The following is a 25,518-nucleotide window of genomic DNA, read 5'->3' as shown; positions in this document are numbered from 1 at the left end:
TTCGGAATTAAAAAATTTCTTAATGCATATCTTTCATCAAATCATAAAGGAAAGAGAAGTCAATGGCAGCCTCAATTTTAAGAACCAACTAGATCGCAGGCACCAGTTGATCTCCCTGATAGAATCATGTTTAGAAGGCATCCTCAGCACACAAGTTTTTTTAATAATTCGGTTAAAATCAATAAAGACTCTAGGCAAAAGGTTTCTATCTAAAGGTTTGGAGCGGAAGTGCGAGACTCCTGCGGGAAAAACGTGTCAAGGGGAGACCCCCCAGGCGCAAAGGTGCAGAGGAGGCTTCCTTGCGACCGTCCGCTGAAAGCGAGTGCCTGAAGCGGAAATCAACGTCTAAATAGTACACCCATAAAAAACCATAGGCATACTCAATTTTCATCGAGTTTGCCTACAGTCTGAGGTAAGGGCACTATTATACTCTTATCTTTTCTTTGATAATTGCAGCTTCTGCCTTTTTAAACTTAACAAATACGTTGTCATACTCGGTTTACAAGTAATTCATCATCTTTTGTTTTTAACGGGAATTATGAAAGTAAAAGGAAAGTCGTTCAAAAAAAGAGAAGGGTTTTATCATAAAGGGTCATTTCTTATTAATAGGGGCTTCTAATGAAGCTCCTGCGTTAGTGGAAAAGTAAGAATTCACCCTTGTCAAAATTAAGTTATTGTTTGAAAAAGTATTACATCGTTTTATGGGGTCAGGATCAACAGGACAGGCTGCAATTAACCTAAAAGGGAACTTTATTGGTTTCGAATTAGATAATAAGCTACGAATGTTAAGCTTTTAAAAGTTGATTGTGCAGTCTTATTTTGGCCGTGAGATAAGTGTTTATTTGATACAGGTATTTTAGTATTGAGGTACTGTCACATGCCCTAGTTTGATGGGCATGTGACGGTATACCTTTAACATCATTTCTCTTTTTTTGGTTTGAGTTTTCCTGTGCAACGGGTAGTTGCACATTTGCAGGAAACTGCAAGATACAGCAAGATACAGCTTGGATAACAGTCTAACATCAGTAAAAAAGGGAGCTTGTTTTAAAACAAGCTCCCACTTATAATAAATTATTGGTTCTAAGGATGTATTCTTTTTTTATTCCAGGAAATCCTCGGTCGAAATTACATTGGCATACATACCGTTAAGTGCGCTGACAAAGGCATAATGGACCTGTTCAGCTGGAACGACCTTATCTTGATAAGATAAGTCCCTTGTCGCACATGCATCTTCAATAAGTGTAGTTTCAAAGCCTAAATCCACTGCAGCTCTGACTGTGGCATCAATGCACATATGCGTCATCATACCTACAATCACTAGCTTTGTCACTCCTTTTTCTTTTAATTTGCTTTCTAATTCAGTCTGTAAAAAGCTGTTAGGGAAATGTTTTATGATAACGCTTTCGTGTTCTAATGGTAGAACAGCTTCATTCAGTTTAACTCCATCCGTATTCGGAAGAAAAAAGCCTAACCCAGGATCACTAGCGATATGCTGAACATGAAAAATATTATCTTTGTTATTCTGCCTAAACCATTCAAGAACTTTAGCAGCATTAGCGGCTGCTTTTTCAGGGTTGCTTAATTCCATCTTTCCATTTGGAAAATAGTCATTTTGAATATCGACAATGATTAAAGCTGTGCTCATTTTTTCCACCTCTTTATAAAATTTTAGTACAATATAATGATAAATGATATATTGATTTCTATCGATACTTTGATGAAACACTTTTATATCAAAGCATTTCATGGTGAAAGGAATTTATTATGGAACTTGATAACATTGATTTTCAAATCCTTCGGTTATTATCCGAAAATTCACGTATTCAGTGGAAAGACTTAGGTGAACAAATTCATATGACGGGACAAGCAGTAGGAAATCGGATTAAAAAACTTGAGGAAAATGGAGTAATTAAAGCCTACTCACTAATAGTCGATGAAATGAAATTAGGACTTTCTTATACAGCATTTGTCATTATTTATATGAAAACAGCAAACCATGATTCGTTTATACGTTTTATTAATGATAGAAATGAGATAGTTGAAGCTCACCGAGTATCGGGAGAAGGTTGTTACCATTTAAAAATAAAAGTTAACTCTCAAGAACTATTGAATCTTTTTCTTAATAAAATTCTCGATTATGGGAACTATTCTTTATATCTATCAATACAAGAAATTAAGCAACATAATCCATTGACTGCCACAATTTAATAAATATATTTTTATTTAAAAGAAGACACTGTATTCCCAATCATCATGAATCGTTCCAAGTATGGGATGTTCGACTGGGACAGTAGCAGTGGGAATAGTCTTTTTAAATATCGTAGATTCGAAGGGAAAAGAAAAACGGTAGATGATTATGCGCTTGCTTATGTTGGTGTTGGAATGGTTGATATAGTAATTGTTAGTTTTGCTCCTGAATTGATGATGACGGGCCAACATTGGTTGTTTACGTTAGTTACCGTAGTAGCAGGGTCTGCTATCTTATTATTCCCTTAATCGCGAGGGATGTGGGTAAAAGCGGGAATCCGTCAGCAAAGAGGTGGCATAGAGATATAGTGTAGACTTAAACAAGGGGATAGATTGTTAAAGAAGATGGTCCATGAACTTAAACTAACATGAATCCATAACCGAAGGTGGAAGTTTATTAATGTATCGAAGAAATATGGACAAATTACTGTTCTTATAAGCTGGTTACAGACACACTTTGTTTTTTATTTGGTTAATCAAGTGAATGGATTGCACCTGTTCCATTTTGTTCATCTACATGCTCAATGTAGTACTTTCCTCGTTGAAGGTTACGTTAGCCATAATTGTTGATTAAGTAAATTCTTCTGCTCGTTTAGCTACCCCATTTGGTTTGCAACAGTTATACTATTTGTTCCACTTTCCTTAGATATGATGTTTTATTAAAAATTACTGAACTAATGGGTCTTGCTTTAAAAAAGGAGGTTGCTGTGGCAGCCTTTTTCTTATGGAACAAAACGGGTTCAGCTTTTAAAAAAATAGGGCTCCTCAGTGAGATATGAGTAAGACACCACACTAACTCAAAACCCTATGAGGAACCCTGATTTGAAGTTTAAAATGCAAGATAAACAAAATCAACTAAACGATAGAATTTTCATTGGAGTGGATATTGCCCAACAATTACATGTGCTAGAGCAGTGAATTCCCGTGGAATTGTAATCGTAGACCCATTTGCATTTGAAAATAATGAAGATGGATTTGCTGGTTTAATAAAATGGATGGAGGCAGCCATTGTGGGAGTGGAGCCTATAGGCATCACACACTAAGGTTATTGTATGTCTAACTCCTTGACAGTTTCGCCTTCAATTAACACTGGCTGATAATAGGTTTCGTTTGGTAAATCCTTCTTTCCTTGTAATTTCTTAATGACCCAATCAGCTGCATCATGTCCCATTCGTTCTTGTGGGTGTGTTAATGTCGTTAGTTTGATATTGGCATTTTTCGCAATATAGGAATTGTCCTGGCCAATAATTGATAATTGTTCGGGAATAGAAATATCAAGTTGTCTGCATACATTTACAACTTCCAACCCTACCTCGTCGTTATAGCAAACAATGGCAGTCAACACGTCTCTATTTTCATTTAGGAACTCTTTCAAGTTCGTGTATAGGTCTAGCTTCGTTTCTGTAGTAAACGAAAGCAATTGTTCTGGTTGAAAGCGTAATTTGGCTTCTCCAAGTGCTTTTATATACCCCTTCATTCGATACTTTCCTTGTAAATCATCCATTTTCGAAATGAGTCCAATTTGGGTATGTCCTTTCGAAATCAATTCTTTTGTTGCGAGGTAGCTTGACTGCACATCATCCAGGCAAAAGAAAGGGACCTCTAATTCTTCATAATAAGCGTTGATCATGATGAATGGAACCTCTTGTTCCTTAAATGATAGGTAGTAACCGATGTTGGGATTGTATAGATTGCTTTTTGTAGGTTCAATGATCATACCATCCACGCCAAATGACAACATCATTTCCAAGGCTTTTTTTTCTTGTTCGACATCATTATTTGTACTGGCTAATAGTAACGAATAATTATCTTCATTCAATCTTCTTTCAATTCCGCGGATAATAGAAGGGAAAATGTAATCAGAAATGTAGGTCGTGATTACACCAATCGTTTTATTTTTGGAATTGCCACCAGATTTTGATTGATATTGGTTACTAACATATGTGCCAGATCCTTTTTCACTTCTCAAGAATCCCTCGTTTGATAATTCTAAAATGGACTTTCGTACAGTGTGTCGGCTAACGTTGTACATTTCTTGCATGACGGATTCAGTAGGAATTTGTTCCCCTACACTATATTCACCTGTAAGGATTTTATTTTTTAAATCATCAATGATTACCTGATACTTTGGTTTCATTAAACCTCACTTCTTCCATAGTTGTTTGCATTCTAATTTATGCGCTTAAAATATTTGTGCGGACATATTTTAACATAATTTTTGAATGAATTAAAACAAATCATCTTATTTTTTGTATAAAGTTATAAATTCCCCCTATTTACCTTTAGGTTTCATGTCGGATAACTTCCTTTAATCCTAATTTATGACTTTAAGGTGAGGATGGAGTATTCTGCTTGGGAGTTGTAAGTATAAATAATATAAACCGTTGACAAATGTACGTACAAAAAATATAATATGGTTGTTAATAAATTTAAGCGCCTCCTTTTATTGAAAGCGCTGACAGAAGGGGGATTAACGTGCAAACGAATATATTAAAAATTAAACAAGCGATTACCGGGGGAGAAACTTCACTTGGAATCGAATTTGGATCCACTCGTATTAAAGCGGTATTGATTGATAATCATCATGAAACTATCGCATCTGGAAGTTATGAGTGGGAAAACCTCTTGGAAGATGAAATTTGGACGTACAACTTAGTGGATATTATCACTGGTCTGCAAACAGCTTATAGTGAAATGAAGCAAGAAGTTGAACGGAATTATGGAATTACCATTCGAAAAATAGGTTCTATTGGATTTTCTGCAATGATGCACGGATATATGGCTTTTGACAGTACAGGGGAGCTACTGGTTCCGTTTCGAACTTGGCGTAACTCAACAACAGGTGTTGCAGCAAAAGAACTAACTGATCAATTTCAATTTAATATCCCTGAACGATGGAGTATTGCTCACCTTTATCAAGCAATATTAAATGAAGAGAAACATTTGCCTCGCATTGATTGTATTACGACTTTGGCTGGATACATTCACTGGTTATTGACTGGAAATAAAGCAATTGGCATTGGAGATGCTTCAGGCATGTTCCCAATTGATGAATCAACACAAGATTACAATGAATCAATGGTCAAGCAGTTTGACGATTTAATTGCGACGAAAGGTTATCCTTGGAAGCTAAAAGAGATTCTTCCTAAAGTCTACATTTCAGGCGAGCAAGCGGGTGAATTGACCGAAATTGGAGCGAAAATCCTGGATAGATCAAGAAATTTACAACCAGGCACTCCAATTTGTCCACCGGAAGGCGATGCTGGGACTGGAATGGTTGCTACGAATAGTGTGAGGAAACGTACTGGAAACATATCAGTAGGAACTTCCGTTTTTGCGATGATTGTACTAGAGAAAGAACTTTCAAAAGTATATCCAGAAATTGATCTGGTAACTACACCAAATGGAAGTCCCGTTGGAATGGTTCACGCGAATAACTGTTCAAGTGATCTCAATGCTTGGCTGGGATTGTTCCGTGAATTTTCTGAGGCAATGGGACAAAAGGTTGATATAAATAAATTATTTGAAGTAATGTTGAATAAAGCTTTGGAAGCGGATCCAGATGGTGGCGGTTTGCTTAGCTACGGTTATTTCTCAGGTGAAAATATCACAGGATTAGAAAAAGGGCGACCATTATTTGTCCGCTCGCCTGAGAGTCAATTCAATTTAGCAAACTTTATGCGGACTCACCTTTTTACTGCTTTCGGTGCATTGAAAATCGGAATGGGTATTTTGACAAAAGAAGAAAATGTAGCAATTGATCGTATTTTGGCTCACGGTGGTTTATTTAAAACCCCTCTTGTTGGACAAAAAATTGTTGCGGCTGCAATGAATACTCCAGTATCAGTTATGTCAACAGCAGGAGAAGGCGGCGCGTGGGGAATGGCGATTCTTGCATCTTACATGATGAATAAAGATCAAAAAGAAAGTTTAGAAGACTTCCTTGACAAAAAAGTATTCGAAGAGGCTGATGGGCAAGAAATTTATCCTGATCAAGTAGATGTTAAAGGATTTGAAGCATTTATTGAAAGATACAGGAAGGGTTTAGTGATTGAGCAGGCCGCTGTAGACAATTTGATGTTATGAGTGGAAAACTGGAGGGATTGACGTGTTAGAACAACTGAAAGAAGAGGTATTTCAAGCAAATTTGGACTTGCCTAAATATGGACTCGTGAAATATACATGGGGAAATGCGAGTGCCATTGATCGTGAAAGCGGTTTATTTGTAATCAAACCTAGTGGTGTTGATTACGAAACGATGAAAGCCAGCGATATGGTTGTTGTTGATTTAAATGGCAATGTTGTTGAAGGAGAGTTGAGGCCTTCATCAGATACAGCGACTCACGCAGTACTTTATAGATATTACCAAGAAATCGGCGGCATTGTGCATACTCATTCAACTTGGGCGACAATCTGGGCTCAAGCAGGCCTTGATGTTCCAGCGATGGGTACCACTCATGCAGACACATTTTATGGATCCATCCCATGTGCCCGCTACCTAACACAAGAGGAGATTGATCGTGGATACGAAGTGGAGACTGGGAAGTTAATCATCGAAACATTTGAAGAGCGCGGGTTAGACATTTTAGCCGTTCCTGGTATCTTACTTCATGGTCATGGTCCCTTTACTTGGGGGAAAGATGCAAAATCCGCCGTAATGAATAGTGTGGTGTTGGATGAAGTTTCGAAAATGAATTTATTTACACGGGAATTAAATCATTTTGCAAAAGAATTACCACAAAATATTTTGGATAAACACTATTTACGAAAACATGGAAAATATGCTTATTACGGTCAAAAGTAAGATCAACTCTATCAAATTATCAACCTATTAGATAAAGAAAAGAGGCTTATTATGTTAACAACAGAAAAAAAGGAATTTTGGTTTGTCGTAGGATCACAACATCTATATGGGGAAGAAGCGTTAGCAGAGGTCAAGGCGAATGCACAAACGATAGCCGATGCATTAAATGAAAGCGGTATTTTACCTTATCCACTTGTACTGCAGGATTTAGCTGTCAGTGCAGATAAAATCACAAACATCATGAAAGAAGTCAACTATCGTGACGAAGTTGCCGGTGTCATCACTTGGATGCATACTTTCTCACCTGCAAAAATGTGGATTCGTGGAACAAAATTATTACAAAAACCATTGCTTCATTTAGCTACACAATTCAATGAAAGTATTCCTTGGGCAACGATTGATATGGACTTTATGAACCTGAACCAATCCGCTCATGGTGACCGTGAATATGGTTTTATCAATGCTCGTTTGAAAAAACAAAATAAAGTTGTTGTAGGTTATTGGGAGCGTCCTGAAGTCCGGCAGCAAATTGCACAATGGATGGACGTAGTGGTTGCTTATAACGAAAGCTTCAACATTAAGGTCGCTCGCTTTGGAGACAACATGCGTAACGTTGGAGTAACCGAAGGGGATAAGGTTGAAGCGCAAATCCAATTTGGGTGGACAGTTGACTATTTTGGAATCGGAGACCTTGTTCAATATGTAAATGCGGTTACTGATGAAGAAATTGATGCTTTATTTGCAGTATACGAAGGCCATTATGAATTTGATTATGGTACCTATAGTAGGGAAAATTGGGAGAAAAGCGTAAAGGTACAGGCAAGCTATGAAATTGCGATTAAACGTTTCCTTGATGATGGTGGTTACACGGCCTTCACAACGAACTTCGAAGATTTATATGGGATGAAACAACTTCCTGGTCTTGCCGTCCAACGTTTGATGGCACAAGGATATGGCTTTGCGGGTGAAGGAGATTGGAAGACGGCAGCACTTGATCGCTTACTGAAAGTGATGAGCCATAACCAATCAACTGGATTTATGGAAGATTACACATATGAATTAGCTGCTGGACAAGAATCAATCCTTCAATCACATATGCTCGAAGTCGACCCATCTTTAGCAAGTAACAAACCAAAAATTGTCGTATCTCCATTAGGTATAGGTGATCGTGAAGATCCAGCACGTTTAGTATTCGACGGCAAAGCAGGAGACGGTGTCGTTGTTTCCATGGCTGACTTTGGTACAAACTATAAACTTTTGATTAATGAAGTTTCTGCATTCGAGCCAACAGTTCAAGCACCAAGCCTGCCAGTGGCCCGTGTACTTTGGGAAGTGAAGCCAAACTTCCAAGATGGAGTGAAAGCTTGGCTTGAGAATGGTGGAGGTCACCATACAGTTGTTTCATTGAATTTAACAACAGACCAAATCATAACCTATGCCAAACTTGTTGGCTTGGAATACGTAGTTATTAAGTAATGTCTCTCCCTCCAAGGAGGCTCTGATTCCTTGGAGGGAAAAATAGGTAATCAGAAGTTGAAGAATGGAAATAGTGACCATTAGTATGATCCCTTTATTTTCGTAAGCGTTTTCGTAGTTTTTAGGGAAAAGATGAAAGCGTTTTAATAGACAATGACGACACGGAATTCATCTTAATAAATAACTTTTATGATGGAAACTGGCATGTATTTGTGATTTGAAAACACTATTATTATTTCTCAAAAAGTAATCAATATTTTAGTAGTGGGATCAAATATAATTTTAAAACCTTTAGGGGGGAACTTAAATGGTTAATGAAAAGAAAATCTCAAGTGGATTCATTTATTTTTTTGGGGCTTTTGGAGGCATTCTCTTCGGTTATGATATCGGCGTTATGACGGGTGCTTTGCCTTTTCTGCAACATGATTGGAACCTTCAAAACAACCCAGGTGCCATTGGCTGGATTACCTCTTCGTTGATGTTTGGAGCTATTTTTGGAGGTGCCATGGCCGGACAACTTTCTGATCGTTTAGGACGGCGCAAAATGATTTTAATATCTTCTATCATTTTTGCTGTTGGATCCATTTTGGCAGGAATATCCCCTCATAACGGGATCCTTTTTATGATTGTTGCTCGGATTTTATTAGGGTTGGCTGTTGGAGCTGCTTCTGCGTTGGTCCCAGCCTATATGTCGGAAATGGCGCCTGCACGTTTACGTGGACGTCTGTCAGGAATTAACCAAACAATGATTGTCTCTGGAATGTTGCTTTCCTACATTGTCGCTTATTTATTGAAAGACTTACCAGGAACAATGGCTTGGCGGTTGATGCTTAGTTTGGCTGCCGTACCTGCTTTGATCTTATTTATTGGAGTGTCAAGGTTACCCGAATCACCACGTTTTTTAATTAAGAACAATAAAATGGATGAAGCTCGTAGGGTGTTGGGCTATATTCGCCCTAACAAAGAACAAATTGATTCTGAAATAACACAAATACAAGAAACTGTTAAAGAGGAAGCAAAGGTAAATCAAAAAGCATCATGGGGTACCCTTTTAAGTAATAAATACCGTTATTTAGTAATGGCTGGTGTGGGTGTTGCTGCGTTTCAACAGTTTCAGGGAGCAAACGCAATTTTTTATTACATTCCTATGATTGTGGAAAAAGCAACAGGGCATGAAGCCAGCTCAGTATTGATGTGGCCAATTATTCAAGGGGTTATTCTCGTACTAGGTTCATTAATATTCCTAATGATTGCTAATAAATTTAATCGCCGTACTTTATTAACAATCGGCGGAACGATTATGGGGCTATCCTTTATTTTGCCGGCCATATTGAATGTATTAATTCCTAATGCAAACCCGATGATGATGGTTGTTTTCTTAAGTATCTATGTAGCTCTTTATTCATTCACTTGGGCTCCATTAACTTGGGTCATAGTTGGAGAAATTTTCCCGCTGGTAATTCGCGGGCGGGCGTCAGGAGTGGCTTCATCATTTAACTGGATTGGTTCTTTCTTGGTTGGCTTGCTATTTCCGATCATGACCGCTTCGATGTCTCAAGAAGCTGTTTTTTCAATCTTCGGTGCTATTTGTTTACTTGGTGTTTTATTTATTCGGACATGCGTTCCTGAAACTCGAGGTCATACTTTGGAGGAAATTGAAAAAATTGGGGAAAGTAGACAAGCTAAGGGGAAAAGTGCTTAAATTAGAACTATTAAGGTTTTGAGCGGAATTAAAAGAAGTTATACGCGAATAGAAGAGATTTTAAATCAGGGGGACATAAGGGAAAATACTTCATCAAGAATATGTTGATTTACTCATATGATTCCTTTTCTTAGGCCCGAGGTTGCTACTTCGGGCTTTACAATTATTAAAAATGTTAGCTGAACTTTTAGTGCAATTCATGGTGTTTTAGCTTTTATTTATGAAGGAATTTAATAGGGAAGGAGCCGATAAAAATGAAAGTATCACAAAGCTCGTTTGGAAATGAAGTCTTGCTGTTTACGATAGAAAATGATCATGGAGTAAGAATGGAAGTTACGAACTTTGGTGCAAGAATCGTCAATCTGTTCGTCCTAACGGAATCGGGTCGTAATAATATCGTATTGGGATTTGACTCGATTGAGGATTACAAAAAAGAAACGTATTATGGAGCAACAATAGGAAGAGTCGCTGGAAGAATAAAAAATGGCGAATTTTCAATTGGTGAATCACGTTACCAAACAGCTGTAAATCAATTAGGGAATACATTACACGGTGGCAGTCCTGGATTCGATGAAAAAATCTGGGATTATGAAGTGAAGGAGACGGATGAAAGTGCATCGATCATCTTTTCAACCCACTCACCTGATGGTGAGAATGGTTTTCCGGGGAATTTGATAGTAAGTGTGACTTATACATTGGACAACTTAAATATTTGGTCAGTGAGCTATCAAGCAAAAAGTGATAAAGACACAGTTTTTAATCCGACCAATCACGTCTATTTTAACTTAACAGGGCATCCCAGCAATCCAATCGATGATCATTTCTTACAAATCTTTTCTGAAGAATTTGCACCAGTAAATGAAGATACCACGGTAACTGGGGAAAAGCGAAGCACAATCGGCACGCCTTATGATTTTCGAACACCGAAGAAATTAAAATCAACCTTTGAAGCCAATGACGCAGAAGTTAAAAAAGTTCAAGGGATCGATCATCCATTCTTCCTTACGTGCCCAGGACTTCATCAAACTGCAGCCAAATTAATTAGTCCTGACCAGAAAATAACAGTCGAGGTATACACAGAAGAGCCTGCGGTTGTCATTTACACGGCAAACTTAGTGAAAGATGTGCCACTTATGCACGGAGAAAAATTAATTCAACACGGCGGAATAACGTTTGAAACCCAAGCTGCTCCAGGAGCGATTGAGTTTGAAGATTTTGGGGATATTCTTCTTTTAGCAGGCCAAAATTATACTTCCCAAACAAAATACAAAATTGAGGTCAGTACCCACTCAGCTGAAGGTTCCAGTTAGTGTTAAAGAGTTGAATTGGTTGATTTCGTTTCGATAATTTTACATAGATTCGGCTGCTAGTTAGGATCGACATCCGTGACTGTAAGAACGATCGAGCATAGCTCGTGACATGTAGCGGGTAGGATTCCCGCCGAATAAGAATTAGCCATTCACTCGAACTGAGTTTTCGATGATAGAGGATAACTTATATCTTTAAGCGTAAACAGTTAGATAGTGGGCTGTAAAACTAAGGTTAAAGATAAGCCCCCATTTAAACAGCACATATTCTATACATAGCACCTCCTGATACGATCCTTGTATCAAAGGAGGTGCTTTTCCTATGCCTCAAAAAAATTAACGATTGTTCCCGACAAATCATTCACTCGATTGTTTTGTACGAAACAAGGCAGGAATTCTCCAAGAATGGAATGGCATCACGAAAAATATTCAGGCAGTTATAGTCGTGAGCGATATGCCTTTGTTAGACACCACCTAATTTAAGGGTAAGGGGATGTTTATTTTACTTAAATGGAATATCCCAAATTAAAGTCATAACTTCGATGTATTTAATAAGCTCAAGGATTTGTAACTAGTGAAAAAATAAAATGTAAGGAGTGGAGAATATATTACAGTACGAGGAGACTATCCAAACAGGATGGTTACTACTATAAAAAGCAAGGAATTTACTCTTAATTAATACCTTTCGAAAGCATGAGCGATATTTTGGTTATTTTGTATTTTATACTCACTTTATGTATGCATTTGTAATAATAATGTAAAATTAGGTAAATATGTGTGTCACTTAAAGATGATAAAATGATAAAAAAGATATTTAATCGGGGGAGAAAATGAAAAAAATCATAGCATCTTTTGTTGTTTCTGGATTGTTACTATCAAATCCGTTGGTTGGTAATGCTGCATTGGGCGATCGTACATTAAAAAGTGGAATGACTCATACAGAAGTAAAACAATTACAAGAGGTTCTAAAGAAAAAACAATATTTTAAGAGTAATAATACAACTAAATATTTTGGGACCGTTACTAAAAGTGCAGTCGTAAAGTTCCAAAAAAGTAAAGGTTTAAAAGCTGATGGTATTGTCGGTCCGAATACATATAAAGCTTTGGGAGTAAAAAAGAAGACCTCCAACGCTAATGTAAATAAAACAAGCAATAAATCTACTGCGATAGTGAAGGAAGCAAAGAAACATTTGAATGTACGGTATGTATGGGGTGGAACTACACCAAAAGGTTTTGATTGCAGCGGATTCCTAAAATACGCTTTCGATAAAGGTGCAAATGTCACATTACCAAGAACGGTATCGGAAATTTATAAAAAGGGGACAAAGGTGTCCAAACCACAAGTTGGAGATGTGGTCTTTTATGAAACCTATAAACCTGGTGCCTCACATGCCGGTATTTATATAGGGGGCAATCAATTCATACACAGCTCCTCATCAAACGGTGTGAGCATTTCCTCCATGGATAATAGTTATTGGAAGAAAAGATATGTAGGAGCAAAAAGAATGTAATAGAGAAAGTGGCCAGTTCTTTTTTGAAGAGACTGGCTTTTCTAGTTCTACCAATAGATTACGATACTAATAAGTCCTGCGGATGGTAGAATCGGTATTAGAACATAAAATTTTTAAAAGATACAATTTTAGCTTTTATTGCTCCCAGAAACACTTGGGTATAATCGATACTTCATTTACCAAATATAAATTCTTTAATTCTCACATAAGACATTCGAGGAAGTTTATAAAAACCGTGAAAGTTTCCCCAGGAGGTTCAGAAGGTAATCTCGCAGGACTTAGCTAAAGTTGGACTCATTATCGTAGCGTTCAAGCTGCGGCTCACTGTTATCGTAGGGTCTTTTAATTTTTTTGTAAATAAGTTAAAATTTGCAGAGTGAAATCGATAAATAAGCCTTGATGTTTTAGGAAGGGCTGTGATTCCTAATTCCAACTTAATTGGAGATACCCCAATTGGAGTTGCTTAGAAATCTCCTAATTCGATTTTTCAGTTTAGTTTTTTCAATATTTTTTAATAATTTACACACCTTGGTTTAAACAAATAAATTGTAATCTAATAATATTGATTGATAATATTTTTTGAATAATTTTACAATTCCGATAGTAGGGAATATAATAATCCTATAAACATTTCGCAAAAAAATATGTTAAATGTTTTGAAGTAAAGAGTTTTTTGTTTAGAGAAGCAAGAATATAGGTTTAATTCATGGGAGGAAATTTATATGGCAAAATTTACTGTAGGTAATGAAAATCATGCTCCAATTGAACTTTATTATGAGGATCATGGTTCAGGGAAACCCGTTGTCTTAATACATGGTTGGCCTTTAAGTGGTCGCTCTTGGGAATATCAGGTGCCAGCTCTTATTGAAGCAGGTTACAGAGTCATAACATATGATCGTAGAGGGTTCGGGAAATCATCCCAGCCGTGGGAAGGGTATGAATATGAGACATTTGCTTCCGATTTACATAAACTGTTAGAACATTTAGATCTTCAAAATGTCACACTCGTTGGTTTTTCTATGGGTGGAGGTGAGGTAGCTCGATACATTAGTACGTATGGAACAGATCGTATTGAAAAGGCTGTTTTTGCTGGAGCAGTTCCTCCTTATTTATACAAATCAGAAGATAATCCCGAAGGAGCATTAGATGATGCAACAATTGAAGAATTCAAAAGTGGCGTGATAAATGACCGCCTTGCATTTCTTGACAAATTTACGAAGGGATTTTTCGCGGCGGGTAATCAAACAGATTTAGTTAGTGAGCCATTCCGTATATATAATCGGGATATTGCAGCCAGTGCCTCACCTAAGGGTACGCTCGATTGTATAACGGCCTTTAGTAAGACAGATTTTAGAAAGGACTTGGAAAAGTTCAATATACCTACTCTTATTATTCACGGTGACTCTGATGCAACTGTACCTTTTGAGTTAAGTGGAAAACGTACATATGATTCCATTCCTGGTAGTGAGCTCGCTCTAATAAAAGGTGGTCCGCATGGATTAAACGCAACTCATCCAAAAGAATTTAATGAAGCGTTACTAACCTTTTTAAAAGATTAATAAAGTAATGACGATCCTATTTCAAATGAGAAGGAGGAGCAGTCTTTCTTTTTATAAGGTTGTAGGAAAACTCTTAATATGAGGAAAAAGCAGAGTGTTGCTAACTTTTAGTATAAATGAATCGTAGCAATTATTATTACACTGATATCAGGGATTGATTGGATAATTCTACACTTTTCAATACCCTTTATGTTAACTGCAATTGCATTTTTGGGGTTCTGCTAATAAAAAAGTTAGCTGTGATATATACAGTATTATAGCTATTAGCAGAATCTAGGGCACCCCGAGATGTACTTGACCTTAATTGTTATAAATGTATTTCTAAAGAAAAAAGGCAGTCTAATACCTTCTTAGTTAATAGAAGAAACTCGTCAAAAAAGGAGCCTTTGCCCAAAGTGACAAAGGCTTACTTCTTATTTATTTCCCTTTTCCGTCCCTGCATCGAAACCGTGCTTTAACTGAAAGAGTGAATTACTTTTTCTTCTTTCAGTCTCTCTATCAACTGTTTATCAATTCTATCTCTCCTTTGAATTATTCGATTCGTTTTAACGTTATATTTATGTAAATGTTTATTTAAACTAACAGTTACTCCTATAAGTGTTAATAGAATCTTCGATATTCAAATGTATACTTGTAGGAAATTTATACTTTGTATAAAACCCTACAGCCGTTCCCCATATTAATATAGTCCAGACATATCCTAATCGTAATTCATCATATTTTGACGAATATCATCTAAAACTAAGAAAGATAAATTTGCCTTAATTTGGTTACTGAGTTAATTATTTTATTATCGTAACTATAACTAATGAAGGTGAAACAGTATTGGATTGTTATCTGGGTTCAGGATGAAAAGGGCAGGCTACTATAAATCTAAATCGGAACTTTATCGGTTTCGAATTAGACAATGATTACTTTAACGAAGCTTCGAATGCTTTACATAAAGATACGACAAGTTAAGTGATGTTGTTTGAAACCTTCTGAAGCCATCGAATTACCACCCCTTGTGACTATTACGAAGACGGACTGCGGGAATGCAGCCAGTCAAACTTGTATTAACCGGGGCGGGATTTTCTATGGCCCTCTCAGGTCTGATGCTTGTCCTTATTTAATCTGCTGATCGACAATAGGTGGATTTTATTGCAAATTGGCTGTCAGGGAACATATGGGATGCAGACCTGCTATTCTCATCCCCTTTACACTGTACAAAGCGAGTCGGCTGAATCTTCTTTGGTTGAGTGAACCTGTGCCGATAGGCATAGGTGTATCAGTTGAAAAAGAAAGGGCGATCCTGTTGCTGACAGCGGTTGCGTTGCAGCAGCAGCTGTCAGCAACAGGAGGCATCGCCTTCGTCGGGCTCAGGGTTCCTCACTTTGCAAGAGCTCTGGTCGGACCTCGAAATCAGCTCTTCCTGCCGGTAGCGATTCAGATCCGCGCCTGGCTGCATACCATCGGAAGAAACATACTGGAACTCACAGGCATACCTGCGGGGATTATGATCTCTTTAATAGGGGCTCCTTATTTTATGTATTTGTTGACGAAGAGTAGGAGAAAAAGCACAATTATTGTAAAAGCTGAAGATGTCTTCAGCTTTTTTTGCTTGCCTTATCATCTTCAAATCTCTGGTGCAGCGAAGATTGGAACATAATATAAGCCCGAACTGCGAAATATAACGATACATGCACTTACACGAATCCTACTTAAGCATGATTGACTTGGTTTTTTGATTTGATATAGTTTTAGGATGCTAAAGTGAGAAGATAAGATCAGACTAAAAAAAGAGCCTTCTGCGAAAGGGGGTGCCTCCTGTGAAAAGCATACAAAGCCGTTTATTGATCATGCTGCTGATTTTCATCGTTCTGCCCTATTTCCTGTCCGTTTTTTTCATCTACACTTATACAAAAAACAGTGTGGAGCAGTATGAACTTGAAAACAGCCGAGAGCAGCTTCAGAAGAATGCGGATGAACTGGAGCAGTATTTTGACGACATGATTGATTTTCCATATATTCTGTACCGCAACCCTGATCTGTTTCGGATTTTTAAAAACGGCTTCGAAGACTCCATTTATTTCAACCCTATGACCATGGAAAAGAGTCTCGAAACCTTTTATTTAATGAGAAAAGAATTCCGGCAAATCCGTTTCTATATTGCTAAAAACAATGAGTCATTTACTGTCTATAATGCAATGATCAGCACACACAGGTATCAGCCGAATTTTCTGAACCAGGACCCGATCAAACAGCTGTATACATCTGACTCACAATATTTGATTGAGCCGCCCCACCCTCTTGAGAATTACAATAATGCAGCCATTATTCCAAAATCGGACAAAACGATGGTGATGACTTTTCACCACAAAATTATAGACGTTCTTTCTAAAAAGTTTCTTGGGATGATTACAATCGACATTGATTTGGGCGAGTACGCCCGCATTTGCAATAACCTTGTCCAGGGAGACGCATCTTCTGTTTTGCTTATTGATTCAAAAGATCGTGTCATGTATGCAAATGATCGTGCCCTGATTGGAAAACCTCTTCCTGCCGATGAAAAGCAACGTCTTGACGGGAATAGGAGCCGGCATGATGACGATATTCTCTTATCAAAGGAGTTATCAGGGTCACTGAGCGGCTGGAAATTGATTAAGGTCATGTCGAGTCAGGCTTTATATGAAGATGTCAGGAAAACCGCCTATACCAATATCCTTGTCGGCATCGGCGTAGGAATACTGGGTTTGCTGATGATAGGCATTATCTCAAATAGGATTACCCGTCCCATTACGAGGCTGAGCAGCAAAGTCCGCTCCATTGAAGGCGGAAATATGAATGTCCCTTTTGATGATACCAAAAGTGATGAAATTGGCCATTTGGAGTCACACATGAAGGACATGATGAACCGGATCAATTCCCACATTGACCGTGAATATAAGCTTGAAATTGAAAACAGGAAGAACCAGTTCAGGGCGTTAAAATCACAGGTTAATCCTCATTTTTTGTTTAACGCTTTACAATCCATCGGCGCTGTTGCCCTCAGGTCGAATGCACCAAAGGTCTATCAATTGCTGACTACGCTGTCCAAAATGATGCGTTACTCAATGCAGGCAGATCAATGGGTACGGGTTCGGGATGAAGCTGAGTATACAAAAGCGTACCTCTCGCTTCAAACAGAGCGTTTTGGTGAAAATGTAAGTTACTCGGTCAATATCGATGAGTCCATTTTGGACATGACTATTCCAAGTATGATTCTGCAGCCTCTAGCAGAGAATTTCTTTAAACACACGTATGAGGAAGGTTACAGCAACGCTCATTTGTCCATTAACGGGGAAAAACAAGGAAACGATCTGTGCTTTACTGTCGTGAATGATGGTCCGGGTCTGACGGAAGAAGAGCTTCAGACTCTACGGGAACATATCTATACACCCCCTTACGAAGGGACTTATTCGCATGAACATATAGGCTTGAAGAATATTCGTGACAGGCTGCTTCTAGGGTATGGACCAAGTGCAGAAATGAAAGTAGATTCTAATGACGGACTGGGGTTTTCCGTCAGCATGAGGATCCCGATAAAGACCCCCTTGGGAATGATAAAGACTTACTTCAGGAAAGGAGATGAACACGGTGAAAGCACTGATTGTCGATGATGAATTCAATGTGCGGGACGCCATACGCCATTTAGGCCAGTGGGAAACTTACGGCATCACCAAGCTATTGGAAGCCAAAAATGGCCATGAGGCAAAATCACTGATTGAAAAAGAACGTCCGGAGATTATCTTTACAGACGTGAAAATGCCCGGTATGGGCGGAATCGAACTGATTGAGTGGCTGGATTCCATTTCCTATCCGGGGAAAGTTATTTTCATTACTGGTTATAACGATTATTCCTATATGCGCAAAGCCATTCAGCACAGCAGCTTTGATTACCTGCTGAAGCCGATTGAGTATGAGGCGTTCAATCATACACTGGAAAAATCGGTACAAGCCTGGAAGGATGACTTCGAACATGCTGAAGTGCTGGAAGATGTGAAAAAACTGCGGAGAAACCAGTTAGCCACTGCGATATGTCTGGGGGACCGTTCAGATTCAATCAGCCTTGCCGAGTTTCTTCCTGAATCGGAGGGCTATATGCTGACGCTGCTCTCCTTTTACCAGATGCACAATCCGGATCTCTATATCCAAAAGCTTTCAGCTGAGCTTACGGACCGCAAATTAGGAAATGCGTTTTCCCTGCAGACGGATCTTAACCTCTGCCTTGTTATCACCATTCGCGATCAATGGCTCTCCGTTGAGGAATGGATCAGCCAGGAGTTCGATATCCCGGTAAGGCTTGTAACTGAAGAACAGGTCGAAACTTTATCGGATATCAGGACCTCGTTTCAGGCTCTGCAGAAAAAGCTCGAGGAACAAAACTTCCGATCCATCCACCGTCTGGATGAAATAGATGCCGCTCGCCGCATGGAAGACATGGTTTCCTATGTTGACATGTATTATATGGAGGATTTGAGTCTGGAAAAGCTGTCGAATGTTTTCTTTTTAAGCCGCGAGCATATCTCAAGAAAATATAAGCAAGAAACCGGAATGACCCTGTCCAAATACATCACGGAGCTTAGAATCAGCCAGGCAAAGTCGTGGCTGAAACAAAAAGACAAAAGCATTTACTCCATCTCGACCATGCTTGGCTATCAGGATGAAATCTACTTTTCAAAGCTATTTAAAAAGGTCGTCGGCATGACGCCTTTTGAGTTCAGGAACAGGAACGATCAACATGAATCTAAAGGGGTGACATGATGAAAAACAGGTTTTTATCCCTTTTGTTAATCGGAGCCGTTAGCCTGCCTCTTTCTGCATGTCAGGACGTAGCCCCACCAGAAAAAACGGAAAAGACAGAGCGGAAAATCACGCTGGATTTAAGGAATCCGAAAGTGGAAATCTCCACTCAATTTGAAGAAATGACGCGTGCTTATGAACGGGAAAACCCTCACGTCAATATCAGGGTACATACTGTTGGAGGAGCAATGGATGACCTCGCCGACCTAAAAGCCGAAATGGCGACCGGCACTGGTCCGGATATCTTTACAAACAGCGGCTATGAAAATGCCAAGCTGTGGCGGAACTATCTGGAGGATCTTTCAGGGGAGCCCTGGATTAATCAAGCATACAAAGAATCCCTGACGCCGGTCACATTGGACGGGAAAATTTACGGAATGCCGGTTAACCTTGAAGGGTATGGCTTTATCTATAATAAGGATCTATTTAAACAAGCCGGCATTACTGAACAGCCCGCCACTCTTTCTGAACTGACAGCAGCTGCCGAAAAGCTGCAGAATGCAGGCATCACTCCCTTTGCGACAGGCTACTATGAAGACTGGAAATTGGGCGACCATCTAATGAATGTTGCTTTTGCCCAGCAAAAGGATACTGATGCTTTTATAAGAAATTTAAATAACGGAACGGAAAAAATCAGTACCAATCAAACATTTAAGGATCTCCTTGCCCTGCTGGATCTCACCATAAAGTACGGAAACGATAATCCACTGTCAACGGACTATACAATGGAAGTGAATCTGTTTACCTCCGAAAAAGCAGCCATCATTCAGCAAGGCAACTGGATTCAGCCGATGATCGATCAAGCTTCGCCTGACATGAACATCGGTTTTATGCCGATTCCGATTAATGACCGACCTTTAAAGGAAGCCCTTGTCGTCAGCGTTCCAAATTATTGGGCCGTAAATAAACAGTCCATTCCTGAAAAGAAAAAAGAAGCCAAGAAATTTTTAAATTGGATGGTGTTGTCAGAACAAGGAAAACGGTTCATGACGGAAGAATTCAAATTCATACCTGCGTTTAAGAACATTAAAACTGATGATATAGGGCCACTCGCAGAAGAAACTCTTCGAAATTACAAAGATGGGAACACCGTCCCATCTAACTGGTTTCACTTCCCTGTTGAAATAAGGGAAGAATTCGGAGCCGCGACTCAGCTCTATGTCGGGAAACAGCTGAACCGCAATCAGCTGCTCAATGAATATCAGAAGTCCTGGGAGAGGTTTTCGAAGGAATAGCCTCTTGCCGGGGCTTTTTTTGCCTTCCAAAATTGCGATATCAATATACGACTAAATTCCAATCAATATGTGGCATACCCCTCTTTTCATGAATCGCCTATAATTCTACTGTACTAGCAAACACATAAAACGAGGAGGAAGATTTATGAACTTTAGCAGGCTTGCCAAACAGGCAACAGCAGGAATACTTAGTACTGGCATTCTATTAAGCGGTACTGTTACCCAATCATTTGCAGCTCCAAAGGATCCGGCAGATTACAAAGAAACGTACGATACTTCACAAATCACTCGATCAGCTATGAAAGATATGATTAATCAGCACGGTGATACTAGATATGCCGTTCCTAAGTTTGACGAATCCACAATTAAAAACATCCCTTCTGCCAAAAAAGTAACGGAATCAGGCGAAACCATTGACTTAGATGTGTGGGATACATGGCCATTGCAAAACGCTGATGGAACTGTTGCAGAGTACAAAGGATATCATATCGTTTTTGGATTAGCAGGCGATCCTAAAAACGCGAGTGATACGTTCATCTACATATTCTACAAAAAAGTGGGCGACAACTCCCTTGATGCTTGGAAGAATGCTGGAAGAGTATTTGATGAGAATGATAAAAACGTTCCAAATGATCCTTACCTAAAAGAGCAAGCCGAAGAGTGGTCAGGTTCTGCAACCTTCACTGAGGACGGGGAAGTTCGCTTATTCTATACAAACCGTGAACCGTATATACCTGAGTCGGGGAATTATGGGAAACAAACCTTGACAACCGCTCAAGTGAACCTTTCAGAGCCAGATTCTGAAACATTAAAAGTGGATGGTGTTGAGGATTACAAATCCATCTATGAAGGCAAAGACAGCAAGTACTACCAAACTGTAGATAAATTTGTAGAGGACGGGAATTCCGCTGATAATCATACCTTCAGAGACCCTCACTATGTAGAAGACAACGGCCGCAAATACCTTGTATTTGAAGCAAATACGGGTACAGAATATGGCTACCAAGGCGAAGAATCGCTATACAATAGAGCTTATTATGGCAACAGCAATAAATTCTTCCAGGGTGAGAAAAACAAACTTATGCAAAGCCCTAAAAAAGAGTTAGCTGAACTTGCAAACGGTGCAATTGGAATTATTGAAGTAAACGACGATTATACGTTGAAAAAAGAAATGAAGCCATTGATTGTTTCCAATACGGTCACAGATGAAATCGAACGTCCAAACATCTTTAAAAAGGACGGCAAGTGGTATTTATTCACAAGTTCAAGAGGATCAAAAATGACCATTGATGGAATCGATAATCAAGATATTTACATGTTAGGCTACACGTCAAATTCCTTAACTGGCCCATATAAACCATTAAATAAAACGGGCATCGTCCTGCATCAGGATCTAGATCCATATGACATCACTTGGAACTATGCACACTATGCAATCCCGCAGGCTGACAGTGATAATGTTGTAGTGACAAGCTACATGACAAACAGAGGTTATTTTGAAGACAATAAATCTACCTTTGCCCCAAGCTTCCAGCTTAACATTAAAGGGAAACAAACATCGGTAGTAAAAGACAGTATTCTTGAACAAGGTCAGATTACGGTTAAGTAGTTACCAGTGAAAAGAAAAAGAAAATGTCAGGAAAACTTGGCATTTTCTTTTTTCTATTTTAAAAGAAAAAAGTGGTGAGTTTAAGTGAACAAAAAGAAATATAAGATGGTTGCATTATTCGTTCTTGGATTAGGGATGGTTATTAGCACAGGAATTTTGATTCATTCATTTTATAAAACAAAAGAAGCTACTCCGCCAAATAAGGTAGAAAGGCACTCATACCGAGCTGCCTATCATTTTACTTCTCCTGATCATTGGAAAAACGATCCACAGAAGCCCCTTTTCTATGAAGGAAATTATCATTATTTTTACCTCTATAATGGAGATTACCCGGATGGAAATGGTACAGAATGGCGACATGCCACCTCTAAAGATTTAATTCACTGGAAGGATGAAGGAATTGCCATTCCAAAATATACGAATCAAAATGGGGATCCATGGACAGGGTCAGTCGTTGTAGACAAGGAAAATACAGCTGGGTTTGGAAAAGAGGCTTTTGTGGCGATCGCAACACAACCCTCTAAGGATGGCCAGAAACAAGAACAATTTCTATGGTACAGTACGGACAAAGGAAATACGTTTACCTCTTACAGTGACGAGCCTATTATGAAAAATCCAGGAACGAAGGATTTTAGAGATCCAAAAATCATCTGGGATAACACGAATCAAAAATGGGTCATGACCATGGCCGAAGGATCGAAAATAGGTTTTTATGAGTCTTATAACCTGAAAGATTGGCGCTATACGAGCAGTTTTTCCACTAAGAACATTGGAGTTTTAGAGTGCCCTGACCTTTACCAGATCCGTGCTGATGACGGGACAGTAAAGTGGGTGCTGGGCGTCAGTGCAAACGGTAAAGCAGCAGGGAAACCCAACACCTATGCATACTGGACAGGAACGTTTAATGGAACGGAATTTCTTCTAGATAACAATGAACCGCAATGGCTAGACTACGGTTTCGATTGGTATGGCGGAGTAACGTTTGAAGATGGCAAGGCAAGTGACAAATTAGACAAACGCTATGCCCTCGCTTGGATGAATAACTGGGCCTACGCCAACAATACGCCGACATTAAAAGAAGGGTTTAACGGAATGGATTCGATCGTCCGTCAAATTGAACTAAAGCGTGAAGGCGAGAACAAGTATTATCTTTCTTCACAGCCTTCAGAAGCATTAAAAGAATTGTCAAGCTCAACGAATTCTTTTGATAAAATCGAAGTGGATGGCTCGGAAACACTTGATGTTAAAGGAGATACCTATCAAATAGAGGCAGATCTCTCATGGTCGGATTTTAAGAATGCAGGATTTAGGCTCAGGGAGTCAGAAGATCAAAAACGCCGCGTTGACGTAGGCATTTCTGCAGAAGGAAATTACTCTTATGTCAATCGGGTATTCACAGATCAACCTGACGAAACGAATCAGTTGGTTGAAAGTACTGCACCATTTGATGTCAGTAAGAAGAAGGTTCATTTAAAGATTCTCGTCGATAAAACCAGTATTGAAGTTTTTGTGGATGATGGAAAGGTTGCTTATTCAAACTTAATATTCCCTCATGATGAAGATAAAGGAATTACTCTCTTCACCGATGGCGGCAAAGCAATCTTTAAGAATATGAAGGTTACACATTTTGATCCGATTAATTGAACCTCATCTTGGCAGATACCTTTCATATGAATACACATACATTCTTTTATAAGAAATGACTCTTCAAATATGAACATTTACTAAAGGGGCATCACCAACTTTTCGCCCAAAACATACGTTAAGCAAATTTCGACATAGAAAAAGCTCGATTTCTATAAGCCTATGTACTGAAACTTATCTTTGTCATATTAACTGAACATAGATAAATGTATGAGTTATTGAACATCAACAGATGAGGAAAATCGTCATAAATCCTTCAGCTAAAATGTGTTAAGAAACTTAGGTTTTCAGAACAGAACTTTAGTTCTTAACACCTTACGGGAAATGATACAATTTTAGGTTTTATTTCTCTCAGAAACACTTGGGTTTAATGGATATTCCATATACCATATATAAACTCTTTAATTCTCACATATGACAGTCGGGGAAATTCATAAAAACCATGGAAAGTTTTCCTGGTAAAGTAAAGAGGGGAGCCTCGCAGGACTTAGCTAAAATGGGACTCATTATCGTATCGTTCACCATTAAAGACATTCAGGCTAAAATGGATATCATGAGTCGCTTGTAAAGCCAAGGATTACGCAGGTGAAGAGGGAGGCAGATATAGCTCCGTCGATGCAGAGAAAAAATCGCGAATCAAGCGAGCCGAAGCGAACATGAATATGGCAGCAAGCAAGGAAGAATAACAGGGGGAAATTTAAGGGGCACTTACCTCAGTATGTAGACAAAGTGGGTTCGGAAATCGACATCCAAATTGTATAGGCAAAAAACTGTAGGTCCAATCATATAGACAAGGGAGCTACAGTTTGTAGACTACTATCTAAAAGTTAAACCAAAGTTGATTGGAGAGAAAGGTGCGAGACTCCTGCGGGAAAAACGCGTCCAGGGGAGACCCCGCAGGCGCAAAGGCGCCGAGGAGGCTTCCCGGACCGCCCGCGGAATGCGAGTGCCTGGAGCGGAAATCAACATCTAAATCGTACAACCATAAAAAAACTGTAGGCAAACTCAATTTTCATCAAGTTTGCCTATAGTCTCAGGTAAGGGACGATTATACTTTTGAATAGTTTTGGCAGTTTATCTGGTCTTTTATACTACTTAACAAATATGTTCGTCATACTCGGTTTTCAAGTAATTCATCATCCTTTGTTTTTGGTGGGAATAATGAAAGCAATTAAAGTAATAGGAAAAGTCGTCAAAAAAGAGAGGGTTTTTATCATCGAAGCCATAAGAATTTAAAAAATCCGAGATTACTTTTTCTTGTTCCACTACATCGAACAATCCGGATATATAAAAATGATAACTGAATTTATCATATAAAAAAAGGTATCCTGTATCATCAAAAATATTTTTCACTGTATGACCATCCAATTCTAACTCACTCCTTCCTTACCAATATACCTTTTTATCCATGAAATTATTCAGAGCTCATCTTTCAGGGAATATTATTATATTTATTGCAGCGTGTTTTTTATGCCTTCAATACATTAAAGGTATGAAATAAATGCAGGCAGAAAGAATAGGGAACGAAAAAAGCACATCCAATAAGGATGTGCCCAGACTGTAGACAAACTCGATGAAAATCGAGTTTGTCTATTTTTATGGC

Annotated in this window: 18 protein-coding genes and 3 pseudogenes; 18 read left to right on the top strand and 3 right to left on the bottom strand. The window is 38.7% G+C overall.

Annotation, left to right across the window (positions count from 1 at the left end; all coding sequences use genetic code 11):
- The first annotated feature begins 674 nt into the window (after window positions 1-674).
- Complete coding sequence (locus ADA55_RS31425) at window positions 675-797, top strand: DNA methyltransferase (RefSeq protein ID WP_081088624.1); 123 nt, start codon at window positions 675-677, stop codon at window positions 795-797.
- A 302-nt stretch (window positions 798-1,099) separates the two neighbouring features.
- On the opposite strand, the gene ADA55_RS17195 is transcribed toward ADA55_RS31425, so the two are convergent.
- Complete coding sequence (locus ADA55_RS17195) at window positions 1,100-1,645, bottom strand: cysteine hydrolase family protein (RefSeq protein WP_048686122.1); 546 nt, start codon at window positions 1,643-1,645, stop codon at window positions 1,100-1,102.
- Window positions 1,646-1,764: 119 nt separating this feature from the next.
- Here ADA55_RS17195 and ADA55_RS17190 point away from each other — a divergent pair, with 119 nt between their 5' ends.
- Both ADA55_RS17190 and ADA55_RS31240 read left to right on the top strand, forming a co-directional pair.
- Window positions 1,765-2,208 carry an Lrp/AsnC family transcriptional regulator gene (locus ADA55_RS17190; protein WP_048686120.1) on the top strand — a complete coding sequence of 148 codons (444 nt, stop codon included), beginning with the start codon at window positions 1,765-1,767 and terminating at the stop codon, window positions 2,206-2,208.
- A 953-nt stretch (window positions 2,209-3,161) separates the two neighbouring features.
- Window positions 3,162-3,290 (top strand): hypothetical protein, encoded by a 129-nt coding sequence (locus ADA55_RS31240; RefSeq protein WP_289350176.1) that lies wholly within the window; start codon window positions 3,162-3,164, stop codon window positions 3,288-3,290.
- Between the two features lie 2 nt (window positions 3,291-3,292).
- Here the strand turns inward: ADA55_RS31240 and ADA55_RS17180 are convergent, their stop codons facing one another.
- Window positions 3,293-4,384 (bottom strand): GntR family transcriptional regulator, encoded by a 1,092-nt coding sequence (locus tag ADA55_RS17180; protein WP_048686115.1) that lies wholly within the window; start codon window positions 4,382-4,384, stop codon window positions 3,293-3,295.
- A gap of 338 nt (window positions 4,385-4,722) precedes the next feature.
- Between ADA55_RS17180 and ADA55_RS17175 the strand changes: the two genes are divergently transcribed.
- The 15 genes and pseudogenes from ADA55_RS17175 to ADA55_RS30635 all read left to right on the top strand — a co-directional run.
- Window positions 4,723-6,333, top strand: coding sequence for a xylulokinase (locus tag ADA55_RS17175; protein WP_048686114.1), 1,611 nt, complete (start codon window positions 4,723-4,725; stop codon window positions 6,331-6,333).
- A gap of 22 nt (window positions 6,334-6,355) precedes the next feature.
- Window positions 6,356-7,051, top strand: a complete 696-nt coding sequence (locus ADA55_RS17170) for an L-ribulose-5-phosphate 4-epimerase (RefSeq protein ID WP_048686111.1) — start codon at window positions 6,356-6,358, stop codon at window positions 7,049-7,051.
- Between the two features lie 51 nt (window positions 7,052-7,102).
- Entirely contained in the window at window positions 7,103-8,527 is a 1,425-nt protein-coding gene (gene araA / locus ADA55_RS17165) for an L-arabinose isomerase (protein ID WP_048686109.1), read from the top strand.
- Between the two features lie 307 nt (window positions 8,528-8,834).
- Window positions 8,835-10,229 carry a sugar porter family MFS transporter gene (locus tag ADA55_RS17160; protein ID WP_048686107.1) on the top strand — a complete coding sequence of 465 codons (1,395 nt, stop codon included), beginning with the start codon at window positions 8,835-8,837 and terminating at the stop codon, window positions 10,227-10,229.
- A gap of 254 nt (window positions 10,230-10,483) precedes the next feature.
- On the top strand, window positions 10,484-11,539 hold the full coding sequence (locus tag ADA55_RS17155) for an aldose epimerase family protein (protein ID WP_048686105.1): 1,056 nt from the start codon (window positions 10,484-10,486) through the stop codon (window positions 11,537-11,539).
- 827 nt (window positions 11,540-12,366) lie between these two features.
- Complete coding sequence (locus tag ADA55_RS17150) at window positions 12,367-13,047, top strand: C40 family peptidase (RefSeq protein ID WP_048686103.1); 681 nt, start codon at window positions 12,367-12,369, stop codon at window positions 13,045-13,047.
- A gap of 210 nt (window positions 13,048-13,257) precedes the next feature.
- Window positions 13,258-13,367, top strand: a pseudogene (locus ADA55_RS31420) (hypothetical protein); the annotation flags it as partial.
- A 402-nt stretch (window positions 13,368-13,769) separates the two neighbouring features.
- A complete protein-coding gene (locus tag ADA55_RS17145) occupies window positions 13,770-14,606 on the top strand; it encodes an alpha/beta fold hydrolase (RefSeq protein WP_048686101.1) in 837 nt (278 codons plus the stop codon).
- A gap of 1,022 nt (window positions 14,607-15,628) precedes the next feature.
- Window positions 15,629-16,152, top strand: a pseudogene (locus tag ADA55_RS17140) (FecCD family ABC transporter permease); the annotation flags it as partial.
- 262 nt (window positions 16,153-16,414) lie between these two features.
- Entirely contained in the window at window positions 16,415-18,244 is a 1,830-nt protein-coding gene (locus ADA55_RS17135; RefSeq protein ID WP_065421177.1) for a cache domain-containing sensor histidine kinase, read from the top strand.
- On the top strand, window positions 18,222-19,388 hold the full coding sequence (locus ADA55_RS17130; protein ID WP_048686099.1) for a response regulator: 1,167 nt from the start codon (window positions 18,222-18,224) through the stop codon (window positions 19,386-19,388). The genes ADA55_RS17135 and ADA55_RS17130 overlap by 23 nt, the downstream gene beginning before the upstream one ends.
- Window positions 19,388-20,662 carry an ABC transporter substrate-binding protein gene (locus tag ADA55_RS17125; RefSeq protein WP_048686096.1) on the top strand — a complete coding sequence of 425 codons (1,275 nt, stop codon included), beginning with the start codon at window positions 19,388-19,390 and terminating at the stop codon, window positions 20,660-20,662. The genes ADA55_RS17130 and ADA55_RS17125 overlap by 1 nt, the downstream gene beginning before the upstream one ends.
- A 145-nt stretch (window positions 20,663-20,807) precedes the next feature.
- Entirely contained in the window at window positions 20,808-22,271 is a 1,464-nt protein-coding gene (locus ADA55_RS17120; protein ID WP_048686094.1) for a glycoside hydrolase family 68 protein, read from the top strand.
- 135 nt (window positions 22,272-22,406) lie between these two features.
- Window positions 22,407-23,915, top strand: coding sequence for a glycoside hydrolase family 32 protein (locus ADA55_RS17115; RefSeq protein WP_375543405.1), 1,509 nt, complete (start codon window positions 22,407-22,409; stop codon window positions 23,913-23,915).
- 414 nt (window positions 23,916-24,329) lie between these two features.
- A pseudogene (locus ADA55_RS30635) lies at window positions 24,330-24,598 on the top strand (SPFH domain-containing protein); the annotation flags it as partial.
- Window positions 24,599-25,010: 412 nt separating this feature from the next.
- Here ADA55_RS30635 and ADA55_RS17110 read toward each other — a convergent pair.
- Window positions 25,011-25,283 carry a hypothetical protein gene (locus tag ADA55_RS17110; RefSeq protein ID WP_034307327.1) on the bottom strand — a complete coding sequence of 91 codons (273 nt, stop codon included), beginning with the start codon at window positions 25,281-25,283 and terminating at the stop codon, window positions 25,011-25,013.
- Between the last annotated feature and the right edge of the window lie 235 nt (window positions 25,284-25,518).

This window comes from Bacillus sp. 220_BSPC, from assembly GCF_001054655.1.
Lineage (GTDB): Bacteria > Bacillota > Bacilli > Bacillales > DSM-1321 > Peribacillus > Peribacillus frigoritolerans.
Note: the sequence above shows the minus strand (reverse complement) of the source record. Positions and strands in the feature narration are given on the sequence as shown.